Here is a 17,782-nt window from a genome sequence, read left to right on the forward strand (position 1 = left end):
CAAGGGCATGTATTACGGTTTAGATATAGGTGGAACAAAGATTGAGTTAGCGATTTTTGATACTCAATTAGCGCTACAGGATAAGTGGCGTTTAAGTACTCCTAGGCAGGATTACAGTGCCTTTATGGCAACGCTGGCCGAGCAAATCGAAAAGGCGGATCGGCAATGTGGTGAGCGCGGTACCGTTGGGATTGCGCTCCCCGGGGTGGTGAAAGCCGACGGGACTGTGATTTCTAGTAATGTGCCTTGCCTTAATCAACGCCGTGTTGCCCATGATCTTGCTAAGTTGCTCAATCGAACCGTGGCTATCGGTAATGATTGCCGCTGTTTTGCCCTCTCCGAAGCGGTACTTGGGGTGGGTAGGGGATACTCCCGCGTTTTGGGGATGATTCTCGGCACCGGCACTGGCGGTGGTTTATGTATCGATGGCAAGTTGTATCTCGGTGCAAATCGACTCGCCGGAGAGTTTGGCCATCAAGGCGTGAGCGCCTATGTTGCCCGTCGACATCAACTGCCGCTCTATGCCTGTGGCTGTGGGCTTGAGGGCTGCGCCGAGACCTATGTGTCAGGCACTGGGCTTGGCAGACTCTACCAAGATATCGCGGGGCAAACGGCCGATACCTTTGCATGGCTGAGTGCACTGCGGCAAAACGACCCGCTCGCCATCAAAACCTTTGAGACCTATATGGATATTCTCGGAAGCTTAATGGCTTCATTAGTGCTGGCGATGGACCCGGATATTATCGTGTTGGGCGGCGGGTTATCCGAGGTGGAAGAAATTCTCGCCGCCTTACCCCAAGCAACCAAGGCGCATCTTTTTGATGGCGTGACTTTGCCGCAATTTAAATTGGCCGACTTTGGTTCGGCCAGTGGCGTGCGCGGCGCGGCCTTGCTCGGTCACGGGCTCGATGCGGGGATAAGCTATGAAGCCTAATACGGATTTTAAGCTGATAGCCGATGGCGCTAAGGTGCTAACTCAAGGCAAACTTGCTGAGCACTGCGCGATTGAGGTGTCGGATGGCATTATTCGCGGCCTTAAATCCTCAATATCGGCAGAGTGGACAGCGGATAAACCATGCTACCGATTGACCTCTGGCACGCTGGTGGCGGGATTTATCGACACTCAAGTCAATGGTGGCGGAGGCGTGATGTTCAATCATGCACCGACGCTGGAAACCTTAAGGCTGATGATGCAGGCCCATCGCCAGTTTGGCACTACGGCCATGTTACCTACGGTGATCACCGACGATATTGAGGTGATGCAGGCGGCGGCCGATGCGGTGGCTGAAGCTATGGTTTGCCAAGTTCCTGGGATTATCGGTATCCACTTTGAAGGCCCGCATTTGTCGGTTGCAAAGCGCGGTTGCCACCCTCCCGCGCACTTGCGTAGCATCACTGAGCGCGAGTGGCAGCTTTACTTAAGGCAAGATCTCGGTGTTAGGCTGATCACCCTAGCGCCAGAATCAGTCACACCAGAACAAATCAAACGCCTCGTTGCCTCCGGCGCCATTGTCAGTCTTGGGCATTCGAATGCCGACGGCGACACTGTCCTTAAGGCCATTGAGGCTGGCGCATCGGGTTTTACCCACCTCTACAACGGCATGTCGGCACTGACTTCCCGCGAGCCTGGAATGGTGGGCGCGGCATTGGCCAGTGAAAACACTTACTGCGGGATTATTCTCGATGGTCAACATGTGCATCCCATCTCGGCGCTGGCGGCGTGGCGGGCAAAGGGAACTGAGCATCTGATGTTGGTCACCGATGCCATGTCGCCCTTAGGGAGCGAGCAAACGGAATTTCAATTCTTCGATGGCAAAGTGGTTCGTGATGGGATGACGCTGAGGGATCAGCATGGCTCCTTAGCGGGCTCAGTGCTCGATATGGCAAGCGCGGTGCGTTATGCCGCCACCGAACTCCATCTTGGCCTTAGTAACGCAGTACAGATGGCGACGAGCACGCCTGCCGACTTTATTCTGCGGCCACAATTGGGGGATATAGCCGAAGGTAAACAGGCTGATTGGGTCTGGCTCGATGACGAGCACAGGGTCCTAGCGGTCTGGATTGCGGGTGAGTTGCAGTACCAAGCCGAGCAGGCTCGGTTTGTGTAAGTTATCGATATATCAATTAAAACAATAATTAAAGTGGCATTAATTTGGGGGTAAGTACTCAACTCATTGCCCATTCAACAAGCAAAATAACAAAAAGGTGAAACGATGAAATTCACGTCCGACAGCACCCAAGCCACGGCCTCACCGCAGGGCAGTTTTATTCCTATGTTATTGATAGGAATTTTATTTTTTGTCTTTGGCTTTGTGACTTGGCTCAATGGTGCCTTGATCCCATTTTTAAAAATCGCCTGTCAGTTGAATGAGTTTGAAGCCTATTTAGTCACCTTTGTGTTTTACATTGCTTATTTTGTGATGGCGCTGCCGACCTCATCTATCCTCACGCGTCTCGGCTATAAGATGGGCATGACCTTAGGTTTAGGGATTATGGCGGCTGGCGCGGGCTTGTTTATTGTGGCGGCTTTGGTCGGCCATTTTGCGACCTTCCTCTTGGCGTTATTTGTGTTGGGCACAGGCTTAACCTTGCTGCAAACGGCCGCCAATCCTTACATTGTCTGTATTGGCCCACGGGAAAGTGCGGCAATGCGGATAAGTTTAATGGGGATAGTGAATAAGGGCGCGGGCTTTATTGTGCCAATTATCTTTACGGCCTGGATTTTAACGGGCATGGACCCCTACAGTGAAACGGCATTGGCCAGCCTGTCCGAAGCGCAGCGCGAATTGGCGTTAACGGAATTAGCCAATCGTTTAGTACAGCCCTATTTAATGATGATGTTTGTACTACTGGGATTGATGGCCTTTGTGTGGTTTTCGCCGCTGCCAGAGCCCGAATTAGGTGAGCGAGTCGAGCGTACCCAAGCCGATTGGAAGGCTATTCTACAGTATCCGCAGGTGATCTTAGGGGCTCTAACACTCTTCTGTTATGTGGGCGCCGAGGTGATTGCCGGTGATAGCATAGGACTATTTAGTCAAGGACTCGGGGTTGCCCACTTTGGCATGATGACCTCCTACACCATGGGATTTATGGTACTTGGCTATGTGTTTGGAATCGTGCTGATCCCAAGATGGCTCAGCCAGCAAACGGCATTAGTGGGCTCGGCTGTCGCGGGCTTGTTATTTACCCTCGGGGTCTTGCTCAGCGACAGTCAAAGCCAAGGTTTGTCTGAACTGTTACTCGGTTGGTTAGGCGTATTACCCGTGCCCGATCCCGTGCTTTACTTAGCCCTGCTTGGGTTGGCAAACGCCTTGGTATGGCCTGCGGTGTGGCCATTAGCCCTTGAAGGACTCGGGCGCTTAACGGCCACGGCATCGGCGCTACTGATCATGGGGATTGCGGGCGGTGCGATTCTGCCACTGCTCTATGGCTACATAGCCCATAGCCAAGGTGACAGCCAAATGGCGTATTTCTTACTGTTACCTTGCTACGGTTTAATATTTTACTACGCCATTTGGGGCCATAAGTTAACGGCCAAAGTGGCCTCTAGCACTGCTATGGTTAATGAATAGCAAAGAAAAGCCCCATGCTTAGCACTGTGGTCAATAGGGTATTACGCGTGACAAATGCTAATACCGTTGCGACCACTGCGCATATCAAGTAGCTGTTATCTAAGCTTAAATCGAGTTTGCCTTCCTGCACAAATACGATAGGTGCAAAGATGGCTGTGAGTACGGCGGGCGCCGAATAACTCAAAAAGGTCTGGGTATTTTTACTCAGCCTTAGCGGCAGTTTGGGCTCGAGCAGTAAATGCCGACTGATAAATACCACCGCCGCCATTGAAAAAATCATTAACCAGATCATAGGGTTTCCTCAGCTTGGGTGGCAGTCGTGTCGGTTTTTGGGGCTGGCTTATCCTCGCCCGAGACTTTGGCATAGAGCACGCCAGCGCTCATCCCCGATAGGGCGGCAATTAACAGTCCCGCCTGAATATCCAGCACGGCGCACACCACAGCTAAGGTGAGCGAAACCAGCACACAGACTAAGATTGATGGCTTTTTCACCGTCGGGACTACAAGCGCAATAAAGGTCGCAGCAATGGCAAAGTCGAGCCCTAATTCGCCTAAGTTATCGATAGCATTGCCCGCGATAATGCCGAGCAGGGTGGCGAGGTTCCAACCAAGGTAAAAACTCAGGCCGCCGCCCAGCGCGTACCAAGGATCGAATTTATGCAGCTTGCCTTGGTTGGCGATGGCAAAGAGTTCATCGGTCAATAAAAAGCCCAGAGTGAGTCGCCATTTCAGTGGTAAGGGGCTGATTTGACTGCGCATCGCCATGGCGTAGAGCAAGTGACGCGAGGTGATCAGCAAAGTCGTGATTAAAATGCTCCACAGACCAATCCCCGCCTTAACCATGCCGAGCGCGACCAATTGCGCGGCGCCCGCAAAAATAATCGCCGACATGGCCTGACTTTCTATTGGTGTTAGTCCGACCTCAATCGCGAATGAGCCCGCGAGGATCCCCCAAGGTACGACGGCAATGGTGAGTGGCAACATGGCGAACGTGCCCTTGAAAAAGGCCTTGGTCTTACTGGATGAATGGGTCTGGACAATATATGGCTCTGACACTCTGACTCCTCATAACGGCTGGGATAAAAAGAATATAAGGGGTTAAGGCTAACGTAAAATCAGGGCTTAAGCTTGGATAATATTGCGGCCGATCCCCTTGGCAAATTGCCCAGGGGTGAGCCCGACAGTCTTTTTAAAATGGCGGTTTAAATGGCTCTGATCATGAAAACCGCACTCCATGGCGACATCTAGCAGCTTGGTCCCTTGGCCGATTTTCTGTTTTGCCAGTCTGACTCTGGCCTGAGTTTGATAGGCGTGGGGCGGCAGACCATACCAACGTTGGAATTGCCTGAGTAAATAATAGGGACTTAATCCCGCGAGTGTGGCCAACTCTTCAAGGGAGATATCGGCCGCGGGATGATCGTCAATAAAGGATTTCACCAAGGCTAATGCAGGCTTAGCGTTTGCCCCCAAGTGTTCACTGGGATAATTACGGCCATGGCGCGCCATAAGTTGCGTCAGGCTCGAATAGACCAGACTTTCACGCAGTAGGCGATTGTCCGAGGTATCTAAGGTGCTAAAGGTGAGGCGCAGCAATTCGGCAAGCTCGGGATCCTGCACTACGGGTTGTGGGAAATAGGGCGCGCCGCGACTTGAAGTGAACTCTTGGGTAATATTGGCAAATTGGGCGGGGACTGGATACATAGCACGATAGGACCAGCCGTCCTCGGTGGCGCTACAGCCATTATGCACTTCGTCGGCATTGACAAGAATAATGCTGTGCTTTGGCGCTACATGGTTGCCACCCGTGCGATAAAAACGCTGAGCGCCCGTTTCAATTACGCCAACCGTGTAACCTTCGTGGGTATGGCGACTAAAATTTTGCTTATGATAGTGGGCGTTAAGTAACTCAAGGCCACCCAGTTCATTGGCAATGTGGTAGGCCGCATGTTCAGTGTTCATTCGGCCTCCTTTATCGACTGGATGAATGGGCGAGTGCGTTTGGCGTTTAATGCTTGTTTTGCCAGATAGTAACCCAGAACGCTTCGACACTTTTGTACAAAATTGCGCTTTGCCGTGTTTTTGGGGAAGTTTTGGGTACCGCTTTCTGCCACTCGTGGTTAGGGCTGCGTGTTTATCCCATCGGCCAAGCGGGCTAATTGGCTAAGTTCGCCGCCCACAATGGCAGGTAAATGCTCGGTGATTTTCTCAATCGGCCAGTCCCACCACGCAATGGCGAGTAATTTGTCTATTACTTCTGGCTCGAATCGCAATTTAATCACAGTCGCGGGGTTACCGCCGACGATGGCGTAGGGTGGTACATCCTTAGTGACCACGGCTTGGCTGGCGATAATGGCGCCGTGGCCGACGTTGACGCCGGGCATAATGGTGGCGTTATAACCTATCCACACATCATGGCCTATGCGGGTGTCGCCCTTAAAGGGTAAATCCTCGGGCTTAGGCGCCGCCTTTTCCCAACCATTGCCGAAGATATAAAATGGATAAGTGGAAAAGCCCGATACCTGATGATTGGCGCCATTCATAATAAATTTAACATCTCTTGCAATGGCACAAAATTTACCAATAATCAGCTTATCGCCAATAAAGTCAAAGTGATAAAGCACATTTGACTCAAATCTTTCGGGCCCTGCAGGATCGTCATAATAGGTGTAATCGCCGACGATAATGTTGTCACGGCTAATAAAGTTCTTCAGAAACCCCACCTGAGGGAATCCTTTTAAGGGGGATTTGTCATTCGGGTTAGGTCCATGTTGAGATGGGGAATGCGTCGGCATGTTTGCCTCCCTGATTATTCAATGGCTAAGAATTGGGTAATAGCGCGCAGTTTATAGTCGTAGTGCCGTTAAGAGTCGCGCACAGTTAATAACAGAAAAGCTCAGTTATACCTGCTGGTGGATCTTTTTACTCACAATAGGCCGCTTCCCTTGCCAATATGGCATGTTTGCGGGTTTCACCCCAGCGATAGCCGCCAAGTTCACCACTTTGACGTAGCACTCGATGGCAGGGGATAAGTAATGCCACCGGATTGGCACCAATCGCCGTACCGACGGCGCGTGAGGCCTTAGGCTTGCCAATGGCCTTGGCAATATCACCATAGGAGGCGACCTCTCCCTTAGGTAAATTCAGCAGGGCGCGCCACACATTAAGCTGAAAATTAGTGCCTTTTACCCAGAGTGAGAGCGGGGCTGGCTCGCCTTGGTGTATAGCCTGAGTATTAGGTGCTGTTAAATTAACCTCTGCGGCACTCGAGCCCGCAAAGTACTGGCTAAAGAGGTGATCAATTAAGCTTGCCGTTTGCGCCGTGTCCTCATAAATGGTGGCCTGACTCCAGCTTTGCTTTAAACGTTCTAATGGCAATTGAATTTGCTGCATATCGACAAAATCAAACTGGCAAATGCCCCGGGCCGTTTGGGCGATAAAGGCCAAACCGAAGGGCGTAGGATGATAGCCATAGGCAATGCTGATCCCTAAACCCTGCTGGCGATATTCGAAGGGGGTGACCGCCTCGAGTTGCACAAAATGATCGTATAAGCGCGAGCCACTGCTCAGGCCTAACTCATAACTGGCACTCAAGGTCGAGTGGGACGGCTGCTGCAATAACTGTTTTGCCCGCTCTAGGGTTAAGGCCTGCAAATAACGTTTGGGAGTGATCCCAGCCCAGCGACTAAAGAGCCGCTGAAAATGGAATTCACTTAAATGGACGTGCGCCGCAATCTCCGCCAGTGAGGGTTGATGACCCACATGTTGACGAATAAAGTCAATAGCACGCGCAATTCGCTCGTAATCTTGGGTCATCGTTATCCATTCCCTAGGTTTTACAGATGGACACACCACCATCGACCAATAAGGCTATCCCTGTGGTAAAACTGGCCGCATCGGAGGCGAGATATAGCGCCGATTGGGCAATTTCCGCGGGATCTGCGAGGCGCTTGAGGGCATGGAGGTTCTTCACAAAGGCCATGGCCTCCGGGGTATTAGCAAACTCCCGCCCCATGGGGGTATCTGTACCGCCAGGCAATAGCGCATTGACCCTAATGCCGCGCGCGCCGTATTCAACGGCCAAGGATTGGGTTAAGCCAATCATCCCCGCTTTACTCGCCGCATAGGCCGCCGTTTGCGGAAAGCCTATGGTATAGCCAACAAAGGAAGATGTAAAAATAATCGACCCTGCGCCACGTTTAAGCATTTGTGGTAATTGATATTTTGCCGCTAAAAATGCACTGGTAAGGTTGGTTGTTAGGGTGTTTTCCCATTCGGCACGGCTAAGCGCATCCGAATCCACACCTAACTCGCCATTAATGCCGGCATTGTTAAAGGCGATATCCAATCCACCATACTGCTCGACGGCAAGCGCCACTAAGTCACTGGCATACACCTCGTCGGTCACATCGCCCGCCAGATAAACCGCTTCACCGCCTTGAGTGATGATCTCATCCACCAATGAGGCCAATATGGCGCCGCGACGCGCCCCCAGTACCAGTTTTGCGCCTTCACGGGCAAAGCGTTTTGCGGTGGCATAGCCAATTCCCGAACTTGCCCCAGTAATGATTGCGACCTTTCCCTGTAACACTGTCATAGATATGTCTCCATTGATTGCCTCGGCCAATATGCGCCGATAGAGACATAGTGAAGGGTTAAGGCATACTACTCGACCCGAATCTTGCGCTTTTACTCAAGGCGCTAAAGTCGTGGAAGTTGGAGCGGATTATCACAGAGTTTTAGGCGATGCCAGCAGCATAAATCAGCAGCAAAGACAGTGGGACGGAAACAACACCGATTAAGCGAAATTGATTTTTAAACGCTTGGGCTGACCATAGGGCAAATTTACGATGTTTACTCGGCGGCGTGCATGCCAAGCCGATTCCCACACAGAGTAAGACAATGCCTATCACAAGAATGAGCTGTGGAAATCGGGTATCGGCGCAATATTGGATAAAAATCACACCCGCAATAATTCGGCTAACCACTTCAACAATATGGAAGTAGGGCCGCTCGCTAAATGCAATGATACCGTTAGCGAAAGCCGCAGGCCTGATGACCATCACAAGGCTGAATAACAGCATCAATAGGCCAAAAGCCGCAATAAAATACATCGCCATTCCTTGTTATTTGAGGTGTCTTAAAGCCAAAATCCAATGGTTTAATCGATACTTTTCAATCCAATAGTAAACCAGTATCGATTTCCCCTTTTTATCGCACAAGCCTTACCAGAGCTCTTTTACAAGGGATATTTTGCCATCGGTAAAGCCAAATAAGACAAGTAGGGGCTGCTCTTGTTGCCATTGTCCATCGGGTTGAATGCTGCCGTGGGCGTATTCGACGGCGACATGGTGCTTACCCACAATGTAATTTAATACCCGCTGCTCCTTCGGTTGTTGATAGGCGCCACGAGCAATATTGCGGATAAAGGCACTGCGCCAACTGGCCCTATCAAAATTAGCGCCGTATTCGAGGTGGATATAATTCACCTTCGGATGCAGTAATCCCAGAAAATCATCGACATCTTGTTCGCTAGAACCCGATTGGCTGACCTTATCTAAGGCTTTAAAGTAGGCGTGAATTTGCGGTAATTGGCACTCAGCATCACAAGTTTGGCTCGCATTTGCGGAGGAACTCAGCAGACAACAGAGGGTGAGCAACATCGATAAATAGTATTTCATCGCAACTCCTTTGCATTGGTTATTTTGTATTTGTTCTTGTGTATTTACGAATGGGAAAGTGTGAGTGGCTGTGTTTGTTCTACTTTAACTTGAGTCGTAATTGTTCTATCTGCCTATCGATAGACGCAACCTGTGTATCTGCTTGCTGCGCCACAGCCGACATTTCTTGCGCCAAGCTTTGCTCCCAAGTCGCTCCGGCAAGATTGTTATTGGCGTAACTTCTATCGTTTCTCAGCTCGACAATACGTTTATCCCTTTGGTCGATAATGAGTTTTCGGTCGTTCTCTAGTTTAGTGATTTCACGGCTAATACGTTGTTTATCAATAAAATCGCTAATTTCTTGTTTTTTATCCGAGTGAGTTACAGCGTTTGCATGGGCAATATCAGGGCCCTTAACCACGCTACCGACGCCGCTGAGATCTACGGGTTGGCTATTTTCATCACAGGGATCGGCCTGATATTTTCCATCGGCACATTGGTATACGGCGGCATTGGCCGAAAAAGGCAGGATAAGTGTAACTAGCAATAATGATTTTCTGTCCATAGAACACCCCATTGGCGATTTTGGCTAGATTACTCTGTCGTGGTGTAAAAACCAACCGCGAGGTCATGGGGTTTCACCCCTGCACCCGAATCCCGCTAAGCCATTGGTATGGCAGATGGTCTGTTATCAACAATTAAGGCATGCCATGAATTTAACAATGGGTGTTTTGTTAGATCTTGGAGTCTTGTTAAATCCTCTTAAAGGCTAAAACAACGTCGTGGGGCTTCACCCCACACCCGACCAAGGAGGACTGCTCGTCCTATCCTCCTTGGATGCTCCAAGACGCCCCTAACGGAGTTGAAAACCCCTTGGGCATTAAGCGTTCTTATGCTATCGCGTCAGACGCTCGTCCCTGATTCGACTGACGCTATCTCGGCATCCATGCCTCGCTCACGCAACGAACGTAAATGCCCTGCGGCAACTCCGAGGGGAGGTGAACTCCTTCTGCGTTTGTGTTATTTGCAAGTCATACAAAGCAAATTGAGTAATGCTTGCAACAACTTTTAGAAATTTAACAATGGGTGTTTCGTTGATTTTTTGTTAAATTCTAAAGCAGCATTATCTGCAATCATCTTTATAAAAATCAGGGGCAGTTCTTTTATGAAAAACATACAGATAAGTAAGAACTGAAGATTCGATATATCTCAATAACTACGAATATAGTCAATTAGATTCATCACTATTTAGGTTTTTTGTGTGTTAATATCGCCATGTGTTTTTAATTCATTCATGAAAATTTTTGAGGTTGAATATGTACGCCATACACTCTTAGCTGCTCCATTCATAATCAAGTATTTAGTTGGAGTTTGTGTATAAAATGATTGTGTGGAGTGAGCTGTAAATGGCAAAGTCAGATAAAATCATCAGCTTAGTAAGAGCTGGGGCTATGGGAGATAAGATACAATTTAAGAGAGTTGTAGAGTCTCTGATAGCTGATGAAAGGCAAAAAAGACATCACGTTATAGCGGATAGGTTAGAACAAGAGTTGGTAAAGCTCAGCACATCTAACTCTACAGTAGACACGCCTACCGCTAAAGATAATCGTGTATCATCTCTCGTTGATGAGATTTCACCTAAACTTCGATTCGAAGACCTTATACTGCCAGACTCGGTCAAGGACTCTTTAAATGAATTGGTTGAAGAGCAGTCTAGAGTTGATTTATTACGTTCCTACAGCTTAGAGCCTAGAAACCGAGTTCTTTTAGTCGGACCTCCTGGTAATGGTAAAACATCTCTTGCTGAGGCTCTTGCAGAGTCAATGATGGTTCCTTTACTGGTTGTTCGTTATGAGGGGATCATTGGCTCTTACCTTGGTGAGACCGCTTCTAGGCTTAAAAAAGTAATCGACTACGCAGCTACACGGCGTTGTGTATTGTTGTTTGATGAATTTGAAACTTTAGGTAAAGAGCGTGGGGATACGCATGAAACAGGTGAAATCAAACGTGTAGTTAGCTCTTTGTTGATGCAGATTGATTCCCTTCCTAGCCATGTTATTGTTATGGCTGCAACAAACCACTCTGAGTTACTTGATAGAGCTGTGTGGCGTCGTTTTCAATTGAGATTAGAAGTTCCTCAACCAACTCGTTCTCAAATAGAGTCATGGTTTAAAGCGTTTGAGAAAAGACATGATATCTCTTTGGAATATGCTTATGAGACTTTATCTAAAAGGCTTTATGGCTCTAACTTTGCAGAAATAGAAGAGTTTGGCAGAGTGATACTTCGCAAGTATGTGCTTACTCAACCTAGTTCACAAATGCGTTCTATCATATCATCGGCTTTAAAAACGTGGTCTGAGAGGACTCTGTCCTCCAACTAAAGAGGATTAATTAATGAGCCGCCGTCCCTTACTTCTATTTCCTGCTCCTGATACGTCTAGCCCATCAAGTCGAAATGGTGGAGGAGGGACTCCAAATCATCCATCCGTTACTCGCCAAGCTCAAAGGTTAGGTCCTAAGTTTTCACGCTTAGAATTAGCATTAGAAAATCGCCGAGTTGAAGTTCAACGAGATACCCCCGGAGTCGATCCTGAATACACCGTAGTTATTGAAACATATGGTAGTGTGTCTGATTTTTTTAAAGCTATAAAAAAGATCGAAGGTCTGGAGTGGCTCGGTGAGCATGAGCTGAGAGGACTAGAACCTGACGATGATTTTTACAGTGCAGGGAGCGACAGAGATAAACCTCTGAATGGTCAAGTCATACTGATGCTATCAGATAGACGAGCGATTAATGAGCTTTTGTCTCTTTGGCGTAACTACGGTCAAAACCCGAACATGCAGTTCATGCGAGGTTGGGCAAAGTTCAGAGATTTATTCCGTCTACTAAAAGACATCCGTTATTGGGATACTCAAGATAGACTCAGAAATACAGGTATTCTTGAATATTGGCAAGAACGCTTAGAGTTCGAACCCGACCAGCCAGTTCGATTTGAAGCAGAATTATGGTTTAGAACGAATGAAAGCAAGCGAAATATTGCAGAAGAGAGGATATCTCAATTAACTCAAGCGTTGGGCGGGCAAATTATCTCGGCTTGCTGTCTTCCCGATATCCACTATCAATCTCTGCTGATAGAGTTGCCAGCACGTCAAGTAGACCTAATTCTAAATCAAGACGAAGTTTCACTTGTGCGCTGCGATCAAATCATGCTGTTCCGACCGCTGGGACAAATGTCTGTGGAGCCTCTATGGAATAATGATGAGTCAGTTACTGTAGGGGAAGAAACGGATAGTGCTCATGACTTAACTCCTCCAGAGTTTGAAAGAGCTCCTCGAGTAGCTCTGTTTGATGGATTACCTCTTTCTAACCATTCTGATCTGCGTGGTAGCTTAATAATTGATGACCCAGACAATTTTGAGGCGGGCTATCCTGCTCAAAATCGGGTGCATGGTACAGCAATGGCTTCCCTTATAGTTAATGGAGACCTTACTGATGGTGGAAGTAAGCTATCTACTCCTTTATATGTAAGGCCAGTGATGAAGCCTGATCCACATACCTTTAATAATGCGGAAACTTTGCCGGACGATGAGCTTCCACTGGATATAATTCATAGAGCTGTTAAGCGTATTTTTGAAGGTGATGGAGCTGAATTGCCTGTGGCACCATCCATAAAAGTTATTAATCTTTCAATCGGCGATCCCAATATCCACTTTGATGGCAAAATGAGTCCTTTTGCTCGACTGCTTGATTGGTTGAGCTCTAAATATAATGTGTTGTTCGTAGTAAGCGCAGGGAACCATCCGAAAGCAGTGACTGTTCCACAATCAGGAAGTACATTCCATGAGTTCACTGAAGATGTAAAAGCTGTTGAGTTCTTTAAAGCAGTACAGAATGACACTTGGGCTAGAAAGCTCTTATCGCCTGCAGAGAGTGTAAATGCAATAACAGTCGGCTCTCTTCACTCTGATGAGTCATCCCCTGTGCTGCGTGTAGGGCTTTACAATATATATAGTGAAGAAATGCCTGCAGCCTATTCTGGTCAAGGTAACGGTTATGCAAGATCTGTTAAGCCTGATATCTCTATGCCAGGTGGTCGAATGCTTTACAATGAAGCCATCGGCCACTCAAATTTAACTGCTGTAAGCAACTATGCTGCCCCAGGGCAAAAAGTCGCTCATCCACATGCATCAGCATTTAATCATCGAGTTTATATTCGGGGAACAAGTAACTCTGCAGCTCTGATATCAAGAGGTTGCGCAGAAGTTTGCGATGTTCTTGAAAACTTGTTCGAAGAGAGCAATAAAGTTGGTGAGTTCGAACAGTATTCGCCGCTCCTTCTTAAATCTCTTATCACCCACGGAGCGTCATGGGGGGCAATGTATGATCGGATCTCAAACTGCTTAGGGAACCCTGATGCTACGTCACTAAAAAATGTTATTACAAGAAACATTGGTTATGGAAAACCTGATGTAAATAGGGCTAAATTCTGCCTAGATACTAGAGCTACTATTCTTGGTTATGGCAGCTTAGATAATGATGAAGCTCATGTATACAAACTACCTATCCCTGAAGGTCTCGGTGGTGCAGATATTTGGCGTCGCCTGACAGTTACATTATCTTGGTTTGCTAAACCTTGCCCTACTCACATGAAGTACAGAGATAGTGCATTATGGTTCACGGTGGAAGGAGACAACAAGCATCTTACTTCTAGGAGCTCATGCTCCGCTGATTGGATGCAGGTTCGTCGGGGGACATTACAGCATGAGGTTTTTGAAGGTGAGGAGCTAGCGGTTATCACTGAAGACCGAATGCTTGAGATAAAAGTTAACTGCAAGGAAAACGCGGCTAAGATTATAGAGCCTGTTCAGTATAGCCTGGCAATTACTCTAGAGGTTGCTGAAGGTGTTGATATACAGTTGTACCAAGAGATTCAAGAAGTAATCGAGGAACAAATTCGAGAACAAGAAAGAGCCAGAATTAGAGCACAAGTGCCGACTACTTAAGACTCGATAAAAATGAAGCAGATTAAGCCACCTTATATCCTGACAACTCAGCATACTATTTTAATGTATTGATTTATATAGGTAGGTTTGTTTTTTTGAGCAAAATCTGGATTCCTCCCCGTGGTTTCCAGATCCCTAAAGTGCTCAACATCGCAGCTGTTTAATAGTGCTATTTGTCTTCTAAATGCCGCAGATTACACCGAGATTTGCTAAGCCTAGTCCGATTGCGGACGTGACCTTCGATGATATGGATATCATCGCAGAGCCGCCATGGATGGCTTCACGGCGTGTCACGGAAGCAATGGAATTCGGCGTATCCGCAACGAGATCAGAAGTGCTTGGATGAAGCCTTATATTTTCAACCTAACCTTCTTTCATCCCAGCTCTGCAAACAAAAACAGCCGCAAAATGTTTGCGGCTGTTTGTGATTAACACTCTGTATTTAAATGAGATTTAAAGCTTAAGCCAAATCACTCGCTATTCATTGACCATAGCTAATAGCGCAGGTAAAAACTCTTTATCCAATGCGGCAATTTCACCTTGCTCGATAAGCACTTGATTCAGAATCTCATGGCTAGTCAACGGATTAGCTAATACCACGCGAAACACCACTGTGGGTTGCCTAAAGTAGCGGGCGGGTTGAATGCGGGTGCGCGAGACAAAGGATTTACCCTGTTCGCGTTGGTGTTTTTGAATAAATTGGGTTAGACCATCGAGCAGCTCATTAAAGCGAGCGAGTTTGGTCTTATCGCCTTGTTGAATCGCCACTTGCATCGCCGCCTGCACATTCGTTGGCACATAACGATAGGTGAGCAGGCATAGCTCTGGCGCGGTGACCAGTTCAAAGTCAGGGTGTGCGTCGATTTGCTCGGCAAAATAACGGGCTTTTTCAAGGCTGTTATTGATAAGGATTTCGTAACCATCGCGGCCAATAATCTGCAAACAGGCATGAACTAACATCGCCATGCCGGGGCGTGAGCCTTCGAGCGTTTGGCTGCCTAAATCCTTAGAGCCTCGGCGCAAAATATATTCGGCGTGGTGGGCAATCGCATGGGCAAACTCAGGATTTTTAAACAGCACCATACCCGCGCCCATGGGGACATACATTTGCTTATGGGCATCGATGGTGACTGAGTCAGCGAGTTCAATACCATCGAGTAAGTGACGGTATTTATTGGATAATAAGCTTGCGCCGCCCCAAGCTGCATCCACATGGAAGTGGCAGTTTAGCTCAGTTGCTAAGGCGGCAAGTTCGCGCAATGGGTCGATATTGCCCGTCTCGGTGGTGCCAGCCACCCCAACAATCGCCATGACTTTGATGCGCTTATTCGCCAGTTCGGCGGCGACTTCGCGCATTTTGGCAACGTCGACTTTGTTATTGCCATCGGTTGGGATGCTGATGATATTGTCGCGACCGATACCGAGCAGATCGACGGCCTTACCTAAGGAGTAGTGGCCGCGCTCGGAGACCAGAATCGCTAAATCATCGAAGCCATAGTGGCGCAGCGCCTTGATTAAGCCTTCGCGGGTCACGCCTTTAAAGTCGCCATCGGCCTTGAGTAATTGGTTGCGGGCAATCCACAGGGCAGTGATGTTAGCCACAGTGCCGCCTGAGCAAAATGCGCCGAGGGAATGGTTGGCGCTGTGCATCCAATTACAATAAAAATCATCGTTTTGAGCGTAAATCAAATGGTGCATCATGCCGAGCACTTGGCGCTCAAGCGGTGTAAAGGCTTTGGAGGTTTCGATTTTGACCAAGTTTTGATTCAGCCCCACCATCATTTTCGACAGTGGCAACACGAAATAGGGCAGTGCCGAGGTCATATGGCCGATAAAACTGGGCGCCGCCGTATGCACCGAATGCGCCACGAGATTCTGCATGATTTCGTCGGTGTAGTCGGAGACAAAACGCGGCTGGCTTGGAATTTCAAAGGCTTGAAAATCGGTCTCGATTTCGGAGAGCGGCTTTTCTAGCGCGGCAATGCTGTCACCCAAAAAACCCGCTAAGTCCTCGGAAAGCTTCTGCTCGATAATGCTTAAGGTGGATTCCGCATCTTCGGGCACAGTGAAAATCCGCATTAGACTTTCTTCGGATGCGATGGCTTGGCGAGGGAGTTTTTGGGTCATGGGGCTTGCCGTCTATTAATTCTTATAGTGAAACCGCAAAGGTGATTAAGAGTATAACCAAATACATGGCGCTTAAACCCGTTTACGGATTACCAAAAAGGGAGCTCACTTTACTGCAAGGCCTTTTAGGCATCAAGCACTAAAACACCGCCTAAGTCTGTGCTTGGGTTATAGAATAAACAAAGGCGCTATGAATAGCGCCTTGGGTGTGTGTTGTTAGGCTATCTAAACGCTATCGGTACGCTAAGGCAAAGTTAACGTTTGCCCAGCATCAAGACGGCGCCAATATTACGGGCGGTATTGGTCAGATTCGTTTTGGCGTTCGCCAGCACATCGTCCAGTGGGCTTAAGTGTGGAATGATGGGGAAAATCGCCGCCATACCTTGCTCGAGCACGGCATTGGCATTGTCGCCAAGGCAACCCGCAATCCCGATAGTCGGAATATTTTGCAGCTGCGCTTGCTTTAAGACGCCCATCGGGGTTTTGCCAAATATGGTCTGGCCATCGATTCGGCCTTCGCCCGTGATAACAAGATCCGCGCCGCGAATTTTGTCTGCTAATCCCACCGTTTGCATCACAATCTCGACACCGGGTTTAAGCTCTGCGCCTAAAAAGGCCATTACGCCCAGCCCCATACCGCCCGCTGCGCCCGCACCTGCTTGGTTGCGGTGATCGGTGACGCCGCTTTGGGCGATCACATCGGCATAGTGACTTAGTGCTGCATCTAAGGTGCTCACCATCTCGGGTGTTGCGCCTTTTTGCGGGCCAAATATGGCCGAAGCACCACGCTCGCCGCACAGCGGATTATCGACATCGCAGGCCACTTCAAAGGTGCATTCTTTCAGTAGTGGATGGGCGTTGCTCATATCGATACTGGCAAGCTGAGCAAGTGCGCCGCCGCCTGCACTTAAGGTTTTACCTTGTTTATCCAGCAGTAAAATATCCAGCGCTTGGGCCATACCTGCGCCGCCATCGTTGGTTGCGCTGCCGCCTAAGCCTAAAATAATGTGTTTTATCCCACGATTGAGCGCATCACAAATCAGCTCGCCCGTACCATAACTGGTGGTGAGTAGCGGGTTACGTTGATCCCTTGGTACATGGTGTAAACCCGAGGCGGAGGCCATTTCAATCACCGCAATCGTGCCTTTGGCTTGTTGGCCTAAAATGCCGTAATGGGCTTTGACTTTATGGCCGAGTGGCCCCATGACCTCTAAATTGACAATGCTGCCGCCAGTGGCATCGACCATAGATTGCACAGTGCCTTCGCCGCCATCGGCGACGGGGATTTTGATAATCTCACAGTCTGGGATCACTTGTGTTAAGCCTTGTTCGATCGCATTAGCCACATCGAGTGCGCTTAAGCTCTCTTTAAAGGAATCGGGGGCGATAACTATCTTCATTCAAAATCCTACAGCTTTTTGG

General features: G+C 48.5%; 16 protein-coding genes. 5 read left to right on the forward strand and 11 right to left on the reverse strand.

From position 1 onward, the window contains the following. The first annotated feature begins 7 nt into the window (after positions 1 to 7). The 3 genes from agaK to CF168_RS07400 all read left to right on the forward strand — a co-directional run bounded on the left by agaK (position 8) and on the right by CF168_RS07400 (position 3,572). Entirely contained in the window at positions 8 to 934 is a 927-nt protein-coding gene (gene agaK, locus CF168_RS07390; RefSeq protein WP_089067468.1) for an N-acetylgalactosamine kinase AgaK, read from the forward strand. After that, complete coding sequence (gene nagA / locus CF168_RS07395) at positions 924 to 2,108, forward strand: N-acetylglucosamine-6-phosphate deacetylase (RefSeq protein ID WP_089067469.1); 1,185 nt, start codon at positions 924 to 926, stop codon at positions 2,106 to 2,108. Before agaK ends, nagA begins: the two co-directional genes overlap by 11 nt. A gap of 105 nt (positions 2,109 to 2,213) precedes the next feature. Next, a complete protein-coding gene (locus CF168_RS07400) occupies positions 2,214 to 3,572 on the forward strand; it encodes a sugar MFS transporter (RefSeq protein ID WP_089067470.1) in 1,359 nt (452 codons plus the stop codon). Here CF168_RS07400 and CF168_RS07405 read toward each other — a convergent pair. The 9 genes from CF168_RS07405 to CF168_RS07445 all read right to left on the reverse strand — a co-directional run bounded on the left by CF168_RS07405 (position 3,562) and on the right by CF168_RS07445 (position 9,794). Beyond that, the gene (locus tag CF168_RS07405) at positions 3,562 to 3,864 is read right to left on the reverse strand and encodes an AzlD domain-containing protein (protein WP_011623281.1); all 303 of its coding nucleotides are present in this window, start codon (positions 3,862 to 3,864) and stop codon (positions 3,562 to 3,564) included. The two genes, CF168_RS07400 and CF168_RS07405, sit on opposite strands and share 11 nt — an antisense overlap. Next, positions 3,861 to 4,556 (reverse strand): AzlC family ABC transporter permease, encoded by a 696-nt coding sequence (locus tag CF168_RS07410; RefSeq protein ID WP_240520091.1) that lies wholly within the window; start codon positions 4,554 to 4,556, stop codon positions 3,861 to 3,863. Before CF168_RS07410 ends, CF168_RS07405 begins: the two co-directional genes overlap by 4 nt. 138 nt (positions 4,557 to 4,694) lie before the next feature. Then, positions 4,695 to 5,531 carry an AraC family transcriptional regulator gene (locus tag CF168_RS07415; protein ID WP_089067472.1) on the reverse strand — a complete coding sequence of 279 codons (837 nt, stop codon included), beginning with the start codon at positions 5,529 to 5,531 and terminating at the stop codon, positions 4,695 to 4,697. 158 nt (positions 5,532 to 5,689) lie between these two features. Beyond that, on the reverse strand, positions 5,690 to 6,364 hold the full coding sequence (locus CF168_RS07420) for a Vat family streptogramin A O-acetyltransferase (RefSeq protein WP_089067473.1): 675 nt from the start codon (positions 6,362 to 6,364) through the stop codon (positions 5,690 to 5,692). Positions 6,365 to 6,491: 127 nt separating this feature from the next. Next, positions 6,492 to 7,385, reverse strand: coding sequence for a bifunctional transcriptional activator/DNA repair enzyme AdaA (locus CF168_RS07425; RefSeq protein ID WP_086902536.1), 894 nt, complete (start codon positions 7,383 to 7,385; stop codon positions 6,492 to 6,494). Positions 7,386 to 7,398: 13 nt separating this feature from the next. After that, entirely contained in the window at positions 7,399 to 8,166 is a 768-nt protein-coding gene (locus CF168_RS07430) for an SDR family oxidoreductase (protein WP_086902537.1), read from the reverse strand. Between the two features lie 142 nt (positions 8,167 to 8,308). Next, positions 8,309 to 8,683, reverse strand: coding sequence for a hypothetical protein (locus CF168_RS07435; protein WP_089067474.1), 375 nt, complete (start codon positions 8,681 to 8,683; stop codon positions 8,309 to 8,311). A gap of 111 nt (positions 8,684 to 8,794) precedes the next feature. Further along, entirely contained in the window at positions 8,795 to 9,250 is a 456-nt protein-coding gene (locus CF168_RS07440) for a hypothetical protein (RefSeq protein ID WP_089067475.1), read from the reverse strand. A 79-nt stretch (positions 9,251 to 9,329) separates the two neighbouring features. Continuing rightward, positions 9,330 to 9,794, reverse strand: a complete 465-nt coding sequence (locus CF168_RS07445; protein ID WP_023267497.1) for a hypothetical protein — start codon at positions 9,792 to 9,794, stop codon at positions 9,330 to 9,332. Between the two features lie 841 nt (positions 9,795 to 10,635). On the opposite strand from CF168_RS07445, the gene CF168_RS07455 reads away from it, so the two are divergent. Further along, positions 10,636 to 11,610, forward strand: coding sequence for an AAA family ATPase (locus CF168_RS07455; RefSeq protein WP_089067476.1), 975 nt, complete (start codon positions 10,636 to 10,638; stop codon positions 11,608 to 11,610). A gap of 13 nt (positions 11,611 to 11,623) precedes the next feature. Then, complete coding sequence (locus CF168_RS07460) at positions 11,624 to 14,233, forward strand: S8 family peptidase (protein ID WP_089067477.1); 2,610 nt, start codon at positions 11,624 to 11,626, stop codon at positions 14,231 to 14,233. 477 nt (positions 14,234 to 14,710) lie between these two features. Here the strand turns inward: CF168_RS07460 and panP are convergent, their stop codons facing one another. Further along, complete coding sequence (gene panP / locus CF168_RS07465) at positions 14,711 to 16,360, reverse strand: pyridoxal-dependent aspartate 1-decarboxylase PanP (RefSeq protein ID WP_089067478.1); 1,650 nt, start codon at positions 16,358 to 16,360, stop codon at positions 14,711 to 14,713. A gap of 254 nt (positions 16,361 to 16,614) precedes the next feature. Next, positions 16,615 to 17,760 (reverse strand): glycerate kinase, encoded by a 1,146-nt coding sequence (locus tag CF168_RS07470; RefSeq protein ID WP_089067479.1) that lies wholly within the window; start codon positions 17,758 to 17,760, stop codon positions 16,615 to 16,617. Between the last annotated feature and the right edge of the window lie 22 nt (positions 17,761 to 17,782).

Origin of the sequence: Shewanella bicestrii (genome assembly GCF_002216875.1) — a bacterium.
In the GTDB taxonomy this organism is placed as follows: Bacteria; Pseudomonadota; Gammaproteobacteria; order Enterobacterales; family Shewanellaceae; genus Shewanella; species Shewanella seohaensis.